This window comes from Proteus sp. HMSC14B05 (assembly GCF_001808035.1).
In the GTDB taxonomy this organism is placed as follows: Bacteria; Pseudomonadota; Gammaproteobacteria; order Enterobacterales; family Enterobacteriaceae; genus Proteus; species Proteus mirabilis.
The window spans coordinates 167,727-181,181 of record NZ_KV791984.1; the positions used below are offsets into that span (position 1 = coordinate 167,727).

Consider the following 13,455-nt stretch of genomic DNA (forward strand, 5'->3'; position numbering starts at 1 on the left):
ATGTAATAGCCATGCGTTTTAAACTGTTAAAAGTTGCCGCCTTATCTTTAGTCGTAATGACTTCAGGTTGCTCGATGTTCGAAAGACTGGTTTATCACCCAGATATCAATCAGGGTAATTATTTAACACCAGCCGAAGTCGCCAAAGTTCAACAAGGAATGACACAGCAGCAAGTTCAATTTGCCCTCGGAACACCTATGCTGAAAGATCCTTTCGGAACTCAAACTTGGTATTATGTTTTCCGTGAACAGCCAGGCCATCAAAAAGTGCGTCAAGAAACTCTGACACTGACATTTGATAATAATGGCATACTGACTAAGATTGACAAACAAGGTGATATGCCGAGTTTTTCTAATCAAACCAGTAAAGACTAATCTCACTATACGATTGGCAAAAACGAAATTGCACCCCATTTGTAATTCAACAATGGGGTGTGTTTTATGACCAACATATCGGCGCAATCAATGAGATACAATGATTTGATTATGACGTGGTGAAAATGTTAACTATTCAGTTTTTTGGCGTGCTTTTTCAGCGCGTTTACGGCGCATCTCTTTAGGATCAGCGATTAACGGTCGATAGATTTCAACGCGATCGCCATCACGCACATTATCACTCAATTTTGCAGGCCGACTATAGATACCCACTTTATTTTTAGTTAAATCGATATCATTACAAATCGTTAAAATATTTGAGGCAATGATTGCTTGCTCAACAGTATCCCCCAGTGTTAGCTCTACAGGGATAACATATTGTTTATCTGGTAACGCGTAGGCTACCTCAACCCATATTTTAGTCACGATAAATCTCTTTCGCTCTTTGAGTAAACGCCTGCACCATATTATTTGTTAAGTCTTTAAAAATACGGCCAAAAGCTAACTCAATTAATTTATTGGTGAACTCAAAGTCTAGCTGAAACTCAACCTTACATGCATTATCATCTAATGCGGTAAATACCCAGCCTCCGGTTAGTTTACGAAAAGGGCCATCCACAAGACGCATATCAACACGTTCATTGGTTTTTAAAAAATTATGGGTAGTAAATGTTTTACTGATCCCTGCTTTAGAAACCTGAACAGATGCAATCATTTCTTCTGGAGTGCTTTTGATCAGTTTACTTCCAACGCATCCTGGTAGAAAATCAGGATAAGTAAGAACATCATTCACTAGTTTAAACATTTGCTCTGCACTAAAAGGAACTAGAGCAGATCGACTAATCTGAGGCATAGTTATTCCTGTACGACAACACTGTGTGCGATCATATCATTGAACAGTGATTAAATAAAAATCTAATGGAATATAGCTTAAGTTTTACGCAATTGAAAAGAAAACAGACGCTTAAATGATTTCTTTCTATTGCTCATACAGTATAATGTGGAAATTATGACAAAGAAAAAATCACACAAACCCGGCTCTGCCACTATTGCACTCAATAAACGTGCTCGCCATGAATATTTCATTGAAGATGAAATCGAGGCGGGACTGTCGTTACAGGGCTGGGAAGTTAAATCACTGCGTGCGGGTAAAGCCAATATCAGTGATAGCTATGTAATCATGCGTGATGGTGAGGCGTACCTGTTTGGTGCCACCATTACACCGTTAAACGTTGCCTCTACTCATGTTGTTTGTGATCCGACACGTACGCGTAAACTGTTATTAAAACAACGTGAATTAGCTAATCTCTATGGCCAAATAAACCGTGATGGTTACACCGTGGTTGCCCTTTCCTTATATTGGAAAAATGCATGGTGTAAAATCAAAATTGGCGTAGCTAAAGGTAAAAAAGATCACGATAAGCGTGACACCATAAAAGATCGTGAGTGGAAATTAGACAAAGCACGGATCATGAAAAATGCTAACCGCTAAATTGCGTTAACTACTAGCAATAGCAGGTATTTTTCTGATATACTCACTTTCAACAACTTGGGGCTGATTCTGGATTCGACGGGATTTGCGAAACCCAAGGTGCATGCCGAGGGGCGGTTGGCCTCGTAAAAAGCCGCAAAAAGATAGTCGCAAACGACAATCAATATAAAGCACTAGCAGCTTAATAACCTGCCTAGAGCCTTCTCTCCCTAGCTTCCGCTCTTAAGACGGGGATAAAGAGGAGTCAAACCCAAAAGAGATCGCGTGGATGCCTAGCTTGGGGTTGAAGCGTTAAATTTAATCAAGCTAGCTTATTTGTGGCGTGTCTGTCCGCAGCAAGTAAGTGAATTTAAAGACTAGACTAAGCATGTAGTGCCGCGGATGTAGAAATTTCGGACGCGGGTTCAACTCCCGCCAGCTCCACCAAATAAAACAAGGGGTTACGTGAAAACGTAGCCCCTTAATTTTTAGAATGTCCACATTACGTCCACACAGAAAAAGATTAGCTATTTAATCAATACATCTAGTTGTTTCAATCCATACTGTTTAATTTTTCTTATAATCCTTTAAGAAGGTAATATTCAGTGAATACAAATGAAAAACCACCTAAATATAGTGATATATCAATACAACTCCCTGATGATCTAAAGGCTGATTTTCTGATAAAATGTAAACAAGCTGGCTTGGATGCTGGTGAAGTAAAATATTTTTCTGTTGGTGCGCCTAGTGTTTTGCGGGTGTTATATGAAACACTTACAAAAACCACAGTTATGGTGCCTAAGCTATTAGGGATATTAAAAATGTTTAACCAACAACGTAATATCAGAGTTGAAGTGTACACAGATAAGAAAATTATCGATTTAAAAGGTTATTCAGAAGAAGAAGCGCAACGCTTACTTGAGAAATGCGATGGTATTCGTCTTTCTCATCGTGAAGAAAAAAAATAAATTGATTCTTATAAAAAAATAAAAATCACTTTTAAACAAGTGGTTTTTATTTTATGTAGTTATATTGTTCTAAATTAACTGTCTTAATATATGTTAAAATACCTTTTTTTACATAAGGTGATTTGGTTTTAATATATTCAATTAAAAACTCCAACATTCTTTTTTGCGTTATTCTTAATGAATGATGTTCTATCTCTATATTAAATACTGTAATTTTAGTTGATGGTGGTGTTCTTTTATCACTAATAATATATTTTGATTTCTCAACACATTGAATCAATTTACAATATATAACATCAAGAGTATCCTTATCATCAGCAGAAATAACTATATCATCCATATACACACTTATTTTTACATTTTTTTTATTAAATAATTCTAATAATACATTTCCTAAATAACTTTTATGTAAGCAAAGAGTTGCTAACATAGGTGATTGTAAAAAACCAAAAGGCAAAATATGAGCTAACCTTGAGTCTGTTGGGTTTTTTATTGTAGACATTTTCGCTATATTACGAGCTTGCTCATATGAGTAAAATTCTTTTAACGCTCTAGAAACACGACTTCGACTAGTTGAATTAAAAAAACCTTTAAGATCAATATAAGCAAAATAATAGCTATCTAAATGAACTTTTAAAGCTTCAATATGTCCACCTTTTCGAAAATGATAAAAATATACAGGAGGAGTCCATTTAGTAGATAAACTATTTAATATTTTTATACCTTCACTTCTTGTTAACTCAGAAGGTACATAAACCCATTTATCTTTCTTAAGCTCAAATTTATGAATCCAACGTTCTTGATAATTCTTCATCGTTTTTTTTATAGTAGAAGACCATGCTAATGAGGTCGTAATGTTTGATGACAAAATCGATTAAATTATCAGCTAATGAAATGCTAGCATCAACTAATTTAATGATACCAATCATCAAAAAAATTCGCTCATTAGCTAAGCCATAATTTATTTTCATAAATATATTCTCCGAAATACCCTGACGATACTTAGCGCAAGCGCATGGTCTAGACTAAAAACAATACACACTTAGGAACAACTTGTGACAACTTTGCGACGAGTTTGCGACAATTCGTCGTAACCTAAGGCGACTATTAACATTCCACTAAGTGTGGCAAAAGTTTATTTCAGAGTGAGGCCAAAAAGCCTAACGTCAGGTTAAGTTAATAATATATAATTTCAGTAAATGATCAAATAACTTAAAGCTACTTAATTGATTTTTCATAAAAGTTTATTTTTAGGTAATACCCATCTTTTTTTAACCTTACCACGTAAAACAATAATTATCTTTACTTATCAATTAATTAAAATAAAATTTAGTTGCTTCCCTTATCCCTCAAACTGAAATCACCTGAAATCTTTTACAATCATTTCAGTTTGACACCTATGCAAAGCCCCCTATCCCCGCGCGCCCTCGCGATATGTTTTGTAAAAAATTCAAACTGAAATAATTTTTAGATCCAAATTGTGCAGGCGGGTGCGGAGTAGTGCGTTTTACGTGGCGAATGATTTTATTTCGTGGGTATTGCGCGCGCTGAGCCACGCGCTATCGATGCGATCCATTTTTAGCTAATGCAAATGTATTGTGAGTATTGAACGCCTTAGCGTGGCGTAGAAGTGGTTATATTGAGTGACTAGTCCTGAAAAGTTGTCAACCTATATCAGGACTAGTCACCATAATCTCAAATAAATAAAAAATCCTAGGTTATTTTTTCTTCCAATACACTGTTGGATCGATAGCAAATGGGTTAGGTTTTAATCTAACCATTTTTCGTCCATTAGTATTATCGAACCATTTATTCAATCCAGTAATTTGAGACGGAGTCAATGCTAGTTTAGCATGAAGATAACTCCGTAGACTTTCAACATAGCTTAAATCCTTTTCCTGATTATCTTGAATAAATTGATTGATCCAAAATTCACAAGCATAAAAAGCCTGCAAATTTTTAAGTGAATATTCTGGAAAAGAGTTACTGTCTATTAATTTGTACAAAAAAATAAAATCGTTATCTGTTAAGCTAGCCAATTGATATCGTCTATAAATAGCATCGAGTTTGCTGTATTTAATTTTAGGGATACTTTGAAGTTTTTGAACACGCAATAACAGATATGCGATAGCGTTTTGTTTGCTATGTTCATCTATTGTAGAAGCAACTCTCACTTTCCCGTTGTTACCTTTAAGCCGAGAACTTGGTGCTGCCCCATCGTCTTCACTATCAGGTTCTAAACATCCCTTCGTCAGATCAGGAACTTTTTCCTCTGGATTACTAACATAATCAGGATTGCGCGCGCAATTAGGACCGGAGAACCTTTCGTTACCTTCATTATCAACAACGACATATCCCTTACCTGATGTGATATAGTGCGTTTTGCTACCGAAAACACAAGCACAACGCTCAGTGAAATCAATACGAACAACTTTCCATAACATAGAGCTACTCCCATGGTAATAGAATTCTTGCCTTATATCCCTCTACCCAATTCGATTCTAAAGAGTGTAAATGTTGCGCCTTCATCATAACTGACAACCTCACCTCTTATTTGATATTGCAAAAAGCAAGACTCAATCGCTTGGGCCATTAAGCCTAGTTCTTGAGGTGACCAGCAAAGCTCAGAGGTATGAATAAACGGTTGTGCCATCAATTCCTCCCATCTAGGGGTGTTAATTCAGTAAATTAGAGTCACCTTCGATATTTCAGCGATTACCAATCACCCCAACTGATATTTCTTAAAGTTCTCGGCTTGTTCCAGTACACTTTTATATACTTCGTCATTGGCCACGGGTGGAAAGCCATAACGATGTAATAACAAAATCAAGTCAACTTTCAGCTTCGCTTTAATATCTTCCCGGTTGCTCCAGTCAGGGTATTGTGTGCTGTCATCGACAATAAGTTTCATGTCCTTAGCAAGTGCCAGCATTTTGTCGTCATCGTAGGTAAAATCGTATTTCTGGCACATATGCTGCAAAATATCGAGAAAGGCTTTCTCCTCCATATCGATGCCGATATCCTCAAACGACATCATTTCTGCCTTGATGTCATAAATCATATCCGCCATTTGTGCAGTGAAATCGTCGAACTCTTCGCCATTGAGCACATCATTTTCTTTGCGTTGGTTATACTGCTCAACCAATGCTTGGAAACGCTTGGAGAAATTAATTCCTTGCAGCTGATTGACCTTTTGGAAATCACTAATGGCCTTTTGGAGCATCTTTTGCAACAGTTGCATTTTGGTATTCGGCAACTTAATTTTATTGATACGAGCCATGTATTCATCATCAAAAATATCGATATTTTCAGCTTTTTCGTCCCCTAAAGTGAAGATCTCTTCCACGCCTTCGGCTTTAAGGGCTTCCGCTATCATCTCTCGCACTTTTTGATTCATCTGCGCCGTATCTGGGGCATCACCTTTGGTTAATTTATAGACTATAGAGCGTACAGCCAAATAAAAATGGATATGTTCACGTTCATCTTGGGTGATATCTTCACTGCCCACGCAAATATCATAAGCGGCTTTCAACCGCTTTACTAAGCCCATAAAGCGCAGTTCAACTTTCTTGGTTTGCAGGACAAACTCAGCCGCCCGATTAAGGCAGTCTAATTGCCGTGTTGGCGAGTCTGAAAAGTAATCGCGACTATCGAATTGATGAAATACCTGTGAAAGCAAATTGAGGTGATTACGGACTTCTACAATGGATTGCTGAACATCTTCAAAGTTAGATTTATCGGCTTTAGAATACATCGCCAGCGCCATATTCATACGGCTTTTAATCCCGATATAGTCAACAACCAGCCCCTTCTCTTTCCCCTCAAAACGACGATTCACTCGAGAAATGGTTTGAATAAGGTTATGCTTTTGTAGCGGCTTGTCGATATAGATGGTATCTAGCTCAGGCACATCAAAGCCCGTCAGCCACATATCCACCACAATGGCGATTTTAAAGTTGGATTTCGGGTTCTTAAACTGTTTATCTAACTCTCTGCGGTAGTCTTTTGTTCCCAGTAAGTTGTACATCGCCTCATGATCATCTTTCCCACGAGTCATCACCATATTGACCATTGGTAAAGGCATTAACTCGCTTTTCTCTTGTTCGGTGAGTTCCACACCGTCAATTGCCTGTTTCGCTTCAAACCACTCTGGCCGTTGTAATTTTAGGCTCTGATAAAACGCATAAGCAATATCACGGCTAGCACAAACCACCATCGCTTTCCCTTTGATGGTAGAACCTTCTTCTACTCGTTTTTCATAATGTTGCGCAAAATCTTTCGCTAACGTATCAATACGATCAGGATCACTCAAAATAGAGTTCATGTTCGCCATGGCTTTTTTGCTTTCTTCTATCTGATATTCGCTAGTGCCTTGGGCTTCACATTCTTGATAATAACGTTCGATCTCTTCCAGTTTGCTGTTATCAAGGGCAATTTTAGCCGCACGCCCTTCGTACACAATGCGCACGGTGATCTCATCATTTACTGATTCGGTCATGGTGTAGCTATCGATAGTTTCCCCGAAGACATCTAAGGTGGCGTCGATAGGCGTTCCGGTAAAACCGACGTAAGTAGCATTCGGCAGTGAATCATGTAGATATTTAGCAAAACCGTAGGTCTTTTTAACCGTACCGTCTTCTTGGTTGATGATAATTTTTTGGTCGAGATTGATTTGGCTACGGTGAGCTTCATCTGAGATACAGATAATATTACTGCGCTCAGAAAGCAGTTGGATATCTTCAGTAAATTTATGAATAGTGGTGAGGAATACCCCGCCACTAGCACGTCCTGCAAGCTTATCACGTAAATCTTGACGACTGGTGACAGGCACAATAATTTCATCGCCAATAAAGGCCTTTGCATTGCAAAACTGTTTTGCCAACTGTTCATCAAGATCGGTGCGATCAGTGATTAAAATAATCGTTGGGCTGGCAAAATCGACGCTTTTCATCAATAGACGCGCTAAAAACTGCATGGTGTAGCTTTTACCACACCCTGTGGCGCCAAAGTAGGTGCCCCCTTTACCACTACCACCGATATTTTCACCATCCGCAGTGATCTGTTTACGCTCTTTCTCAATGTTGTAATAGAGCTTACGAGCCGCGTAATACTGTGGGTAGCGGCAGCACACTTTCACTTCATGCTTACTGGTATCAGGGAAGAAAACAAAGTTTTTTAGTACGTCCAATAAACGAGCAGGGTGGAATAACCCTTCAATTAAGGTGTACAGGCCGTTGATGCCCTGCTTTTCCGTTGATTCGTTGCCGTTAATTTTACGCCATGCGTAGTAGAATTCATAAGGGGCAAATAGATTACCCATCTTGTTATTCACGCCATCGCTAAGAATACACAAGGCGTTATAGACAAATAACTTGGGAATATCGCGACGATAACGCACACAAAGCTGTGTCCATGCATCAAATAGCGTTGCCTCTTCCTCACGCACTGCCGATTTGAATTCAAAGACCACCAGCGGTAGCCCGTTGACGTATAAAATCGCATCAGGGATTCGCAGTTGCACCCCGTCGTCTCGCGCCTGACCTTCTATTTCTAACTGATTAACTAGCCGATAGCGATTATTATCTGCCACGGATAGCACTTCTTCCCCTGCAAATAATTTTACTAATTGGTCGGGCAAGGTTTGAGTATCGATAAGTTCGATATATAGGTCCTTTTGGTTGCGATCTTCACGCTTAAGTAAAAAGCCGTTACTGAGCCAATGGCAGAAGGTTTTGTTGCTTTGGTAGAGATCACTCGCAGGGAGAGATTGCAACTGCTGTACAATCTTAGTGATCTCACCGTCGGTGATGCCATCTGCTTGATACTGTTTAGCAAGATACTGGCGCAAATCATCCACTATCAATACTTCACTGTTGTTTTTGCGAGGAATAGTAATGCCGAGATAATGCGGATAGCAGGTTTGCCCAGCATTGTTTGTATGTTGTCCTAACAGTTCTATTATCGCCTGTTCCAATTTAGCTTCAGTGAAGATATGGCTCATATCAGTGGCTTCTTTTTTATTTTTAGCGAATTGTTTTAATTAAAATAGTTTAATTGATTCGATAACAAAAACCGCCTCACAATAAGAAAAATGTGAAGCGGTCGCATAAATTAGATGAGTGTTTCTTCTGGAATATCTATTTTTATATCACTCAAAGACAACTCGCCGGAGATAAGTTTTGGGAGGAGTGTGTCGCGGAGTTTTTCTAAGCCTCCCCTCTCTTTTGCATTTAACGTTGCTTTATTAAGATAACTTTTAATTATAACTGTATATTTCTCAATCACTTGAGAATCAGGTATAATCATTGAGATACTCTTAAACGTTTTCTTACTGATTTCAGCAAAGGTTGTACCACCAGCGATCCCTTTAATTTCATCCATCGAAGAATCCAACCAATAAAGGACATACTCCTGTGAAAGTCTTTTTGTTGTAGTAATTGCAATATATCCCTGATTAATCGCAACTGGAATTTTTGCCATAGCAAGGTAGCCAATAGGGGCTCGTGAAGACATCAATACTGTATTGATAGGAAGTAATCCAGATGTGATTTTTCTTAGTCCAAGTTCAGTGATTTTTCGCTCTGTATCGAGCATTATTTTCTCTTGGCTACCGGAAAGGTCTTTTGGAGATGTCCAGTGAATATTCCCCCTCTCCCAAAATTCTGGATTTGCAGTGCTTGGGGTAGAACCACCTTTTACAGTAAGTTCATCATCTACTGTTGATATTTGCCATCTCTTCGGCACCCAACCACCAAGTCCCAACGCAGACTCTGCACACTCTTCAAAAGAATCAGGAAATAACCGCCTAATATCCTCTGATAACGGTTTAAAATTACCACTTTCACGCACAGCTTTACGTATTTCAACCCGATGCAGTAATTCATCAGAGAAGCCTAAATCCTGCTCAAAAAAACCAGCATCTAGTGCGTTATCAACCACAGGATCAAAATCTACAAACCATGATTTAAATAGGGTTTGCGCCATTTGTTCTAGGGTTTGGTTGATTTGGCGGTTGAGGGTGATTTTGTCTTCAAAATTAGCAAGGATCTTACCTATACTTTTTTGTTCTTCTATATCAATGGTTGCCATCACATTGTATGGATAAACTGCATTTCTATTTAGAGATTTTTGTGCACTACCTGAATTAAATTTATCAAAATCAATCTGTTGAAGCATATAATAAATATATTTTTCATCATTCCCTTTGAAATCTGTTACATATAAGCACGTATTCAGAGGCCAAAAATCCGAATCAGAATAACTTACTACCCCCATTGAATTCCCACTACGGCCAATCACAACCCCAGGGCCTGTACATTTTGACACATTGTGCCATCCAGTTAATCCAGAGGAACCCATGACAGGTATTTGACCATTGACTCTATTTTGTGTGGGTAGATCATGACCTCTTTGTAAGGAGATCAATTGACCTAAAGGTATTTGTTGCCATTTACTCCCCATAACCCAACACCTCCATATTTTTACGGATAGCCTTATCCAACTCTGCCGCTTCATCCATCTGGCGATAAAGGGTTTGGGTTAGTTCCTGCATCTTGGTTTCAAATGCCACACCATCATCTTTAACCTCCGCAGCGCCCACATAGCGTCCCGGCGTTAACACAAAATCATTGGCCTTGATATCATCAAGGGTAGCAACTTTGCAAAAGCCTGCCTTATCTTGATACTGCTCAATACCGATTTCTTTGTCAGCAATACGACGTTTCAATTCACTTTCACTACTGCGCCACGCATGGAAGGTATCAGCGATAGTGGCGATATCCTCTGCGGTAAGCTCTTTTTGGGTACGGCTGATCATAGTGCCAAGGTGACGGGCATCGATAAACAAGGTTTCCCCTTGGCGATCACGATAACCATATTTGGCGCTGGCTTGTTTACTTTTACTGATAAACCATAAGCAAACAGGAATTTGCGTGGTAAAAAAGAGCTGACCGGGTAGTGCAATCATGCACTCAATACGATCATCTTCGATGAGTTTTTGGCGAATTTCACCCTCACCGCTGGTATTCGAACTCATCGAACCGTTGGCTAACACAAACCCCGCAACACCATCCTCACTCAGCTTAGACAGCATATGTAAGATCCACGCATAGTTAGCATTCCCTGTTGGTGGCGTGCGAAAGCCAGCAAAACGCGGGTCATTAGTCAGTTCGGCTTCATTGCGCCAATCTTTTAAGTTAAACGGCGGATTCGCCATAATAAAATCGGCTTTTAGATCAGGGTGTTGGTCGGCAAAAAAAGTATCTGCAGGGCGTTCCCCTAAATTGCCTGTTAGCCCCCTTACCGCCAAGTTCATTTTCGCCAGTTTATAGGTGGTGCTAGTCAGTTCCTGCCCGTAAATTGCAATATCTTTGCTTTTCCCTTGGTGGCTTTCGACAAACTTTAGTGACTGCACAAACATACCGCCGGAGCCGCAGCACGGGTCGTACACTTTGCCTTGATAAGGTTCGAGCATTTCAGCAAGTAATGTAACTACCGATTTTGGCGTATAGAACTCGCCCCCACCTTTACCTTCGCTGGCGGCAAAACGCCCTAAAAAATATTCATAAACGCGACCAACTAGATCTTCTTCCCCTACCCCACATTCCGTGGCGAGGGTATTGATGTTTTCAATGCTGTCGATAAGTGAAGCGAGCTTTTTCGGCTCTAGCCCTTGGCGAGAAAAGTAGTTATCGGGTAATGCGCCCGTTAAGGATGCGTTGCTTTTTTCGATAGTGGATAATGCAGTGTCAATAATCACCGCAATATCATCTTGTTTCGCACGCTCTTGGACATAAGACCAACGGGATACTTGTGGTAAAAAGAAAACGTTATCTTGTTGATAGAAAACATCCATATCAACAAAGGCTTCCTGACCATTCTTGATTAATTGGCTACGTTTGGCTTCGAATTTATCACTGATAAATTTCAGGAACACCAAACTGAGTACCACATGCTTATACTCAGAAGATTCAACACTGCCACGCAGTTGATTAGCAGTATCCCAAAGGGTCTCTTCAAAGCCTTTGGTTGTTTTCTTCGCGGGTGATTTAGCCATGTCGATAGATTCTCTTTTTTATCAGTTATTATCGGCAAGCGCTAAGTTAGCGTCGGTTATTTTTACGCTAACTGCCGATAATATATACAAAATAGGTTTGGTTAAGATTATCTCATAAAATCAGGTTGGTTTGGGTGGTAAAAGCTAAATTATATCAACCTAGATACCTAATATTTATTGCTGAGCATTAGGAGGGTAAAACTGATAATCAACAATATCTGCACCAATAGGCCCTGTTTTTGCTGTAACCCATACGGTTCCCGTATTTTCCTTGGTTTTCGATTTTGGATCTCTAATACACCAAAAAACCCATTCCCCTGTATAAATTTCTTTTATCCGTATACCATATTCACATTGAGGGGCTTTAAGACGTTCAGGCCCTGGCGAGACGATATGATATTGTGTTTGGTAGTGAATTGTTTGGTCTAATGATAAATAAGCAAGCACATTAAAAGTTGGAATAATTATCATAAGGCCAAGAAAAGCCCCCCAATAATAATCACTGATAACATACTTTGATGGGCGAAAGAAAGGGTGCCATATTCCCCCAATAATCCCTGTGAAAATAGCAAAAATAATAATAATCGTCCATTTAGGAAACCATTCAAATAATACAATGCTATCGCCTAAATAAAGCGACAAAAATAGATAAGCTAACCAAGAGCAGTACAGGATAACAAAGATGTAAGAAGGTAATGATTTTTTCTTGCTGCCTTTACTATATGATTTGAATTGGTATTCCATAAAAACCTTAATTTATTTCCCTAAATTAATTAGTTATAGTTCAAACTATCGACCTATTTATTGCCATAACCTTTCGTGAAAATAATAAGAACTATTATTTCAAACTCTAAAATGGCATCGATTTACTGATTAATTACATAACCAATACTGGAAAGTTTGGTTTATCAATGTCAGATAAAGTAAAAAGTGTGTTGCTGAACGCTAAAAACTATAATAAATCAGATGAAGAAATTCTACATCTACTTGTTCGAGAACTACAGTATGTTGGCGGTAGAACATTAGCGAATACGATCCCTCGTAACGGTATTAAATACGCCGAAATTGTAGATGATGCAGCCAAAAAATTTAAGATTAAATGCCCCAAATGGTTATATATTTATATCTATTTAGCTAAATCTTTTAATGCAAACAGACCTTGTTCTGCTACTATAGCTGTTTTATCGGATGCCAGCAATTGTGCTAGTTTAAACGCATCATCCCCAATATTTTCTAACTGCTTGGCTAATAATCTAGATCTGGCTAAGATGTCAGTGGCTGGGGAAAGACTATAATTTTTAGACATCTATCGAAACCATTGGATAATTGGACTCGACTAACTCCCCCAGCAATTGGAGTGAAGCGTTTTAATGCGTTTATTATCTTATCGTTTTTATATTGAAATACAAAACACTCTAAATAAGAGTATCGCATTATAAATTTCAACCATTAAATATAAACATTACATATCTATTAAAAATAAAAATTAAAGTTAAAATTAAAACTCCATTTTAAATTATCTTTTTTAGATAATATTAGATATTAAAATAAATTCAGTTTAAGAAAGTCTAAATTAGATATATTAAA

At 38.5% G+C, this 13,455-nt stretch carries 13 protein-coding genes and 1 other RNA gene; 5 read left to right on the top strand and 9 right to left on the bottom strand.

All coding sequences use genetic code 11. The features are described from left to right. Positions 1-11 precede the first annotated feature (11 nt). The gene (gene bamE, locus HMPREF3129_RS07710; RefSeq protein WP_004243912.1) at positions 12-374 is read left to right on the top strand and encodes an outer membrane protein assembly factor BamE; all 363 of its coding nucleotides are present in this window, start codon (positions 12-14) and stop codon (positions 372-374) included. A gap of 132 nt (positions 375-506) precedes the next feature. On the opposite strand, the gene HMPREF3129_RS07715 is transcribed toward bamE, so the two are convergent. Further along, positions 507-800, bottom strand: coding sequence for an RnfH family protein (locus HMPREF3129_RS07715; protein ID WP_004243913.1), 294 nt, complete (start codon positions 798-800; stop codon positions 507-509). Further along, positions 793-1,227, bottom strand: a complete 435-nt coding sequence (locus HMPREF3129_RS07720; protein ID WP_004243914.1) for a type II toxin-antitoxin system RatA family toxin — start codon at positions 1,225-1,227, stop codon at positions 793-795. The genes HMPREF3129_RS07715 and HMPREF3129_RS07720 overlap by 8 nt, the downstream gene beginning before the upstream one ends. A 156-nt stretch (positions 1,228-1,383) precedes the next feature. Between HMPREF3129_RS07720 and smpB the strand changes: the two genes are divergently transcribed. The 3 genes from smpB (at position 1,384) to HMPREF3129_RS07735 (ending at position 2,813) form a co-directional block, all read left to right on the top strand. Further along, the gene (gene smpB / locus HMPREF3129_RS07725; RefSeq protein ID WP_004243915.1) at positions 1,384-1,866 is read left to right on the top strand and encodes an SsrA-binding protein SmpB; all 483 of its coding nucleotides are present in this window, start codon (positions 1,384-1,386) and stop codon (positions 1,864-1,866) included. 59 nt (positions 1,867-1,925) lie between these two features. After that, positions 1,926-2,292, top strand: a transfer-messenger RNA (tmRNA) gene (ssrA, locus tag HMPREF3129_RS07730). A gap of 158 nt (positions 2,293-2,450) precedes the next feature. After that, on the top strand, positions 2,451-2,813 hold the full coding sequence (locus HMPREF3129_RS07735; protein ID WP_036918727.1) for a hypothetical protein: 363 nt from the start codon (positions 2,451-2,453) through the stop codon (positions 2,811-2,813). A gap of 46 nt (positions 2,814-2,859) precedes the next feature. Here HMPREF3129_RS07735 and HMPREF3129_RS07740 read toward each other — a convergent pair whose 3' ends face one another. The 7 genes from HMPREF3129_RS07740 to HMPREF3129_RS07770 all read right to left on the bottom strand — a co-directional run bounded on the left by HMPREF3129_RS07740 (position 2,860) and on the right by HMPREF3129_RS07770 (position 12,612). Next, on the bottom strand, positions 2,860-3,627 hold the full coding sequence (locus HMPREF3129_RS07740) for a reverse transcriptase domain-containing protein (RefSeq protein ID WP_036918729.1): 768 nt from the start codon (positions 3,625-3,627) through the stop codon (positions 2,860-2,862). Between the two features lie 904 nt (positions 3,628-4,531). Continuing rightward, the gene (locus HMPREF3129_RS07750) at positions 4,532-5,257 is read right to left on the bottom strand and encodes a hypothetical protein (protein ID WP_004248469.1); all 726 of its coding nucleotides are present in this window, start codon (positions 5,255-5,257) and stop codon (positions 4,532-4,534) included. 32 nt (positions 5,258-5,289) lie between these two features. Further along, complete coding sequence (locus HMPREF3129_RS18520; protein ID WP_223302936.1) at positions 5,290-5,466, bottom strand: hypothetical protein; 177 nt, start codon at positions 5,464-5,466, stop codon at positions 5,290-5,292. Between the two features lie 69 nt (positions 5,467-5,535). Then, positions 5,536-8,814, bottom strand: coding sequence for a type I restriction endonuclease subunit R (locus HMPREF3129_RS07755; RefSeq protein ID WP_036918733.1), 3,279 nt, complete (start codon positions 8,812-8,814; stop codon positions 5,536-5,538). A gap of 110 nt (positions 8,815-8,924) precedes the next feature. After that, positions 8,925-10,274 carry a restriction endonuclease subunit S gene (locus tag HMPREF3129_RS07760; RefSeq protein ID WP_036918735.1) on the bottom strand — a complete coding sequence of 450 codons (1,350 nt, stop codon included), beginning with the start codon at positions 10,272-10,274 and terminating at the stop codon, positions 8,925-8,927. After that, positions 10,264-11,868, bottom strand: a complete 1,605-nt coding sequence (locus HMPREF3129_RS07765; protein WP_036918737.1) for a type I restriction-modification system subunit M — start codon at positions 11,866-11,868, stop codon at positions 10,264-10,266. Before HMPREF3129_RS07765 ends, HMPREF3129_RS07760 begins: the two co-directional genes overlap by 11 nt. A 174-nt stretch (positions 11,869-12,042) precedes the next feature. Next, positions 12,043-12,612, bottom strand: coding sequence for a hypothetical protein (locus HMPREF3129_RS07770; protein ID WP_036918739.1), 570 nt, complete (start codon positions 12,610-12,612; stop codon positions 12,043-12,045). Positions 12,613-12,779: 167 nt separating this feature from the next. Here HMPREF3129_RS07770 and HMPREF3129_RS18525 point away from each other — a divergent pair, with 167 nt between their 5' ends. Beyond that, positions 12,780-13,163, top strand: coding sequence for a hypothetical protein (locus HMPREF3129_RS18525; protein WP_139142872.1), 384 nt, complete (start codon positions 12,780-12,782; stop codon positions 13,161-13,163). The last annotated feature ends 292 nt before the right edge of the window (positions 13,164-13,455 follow it).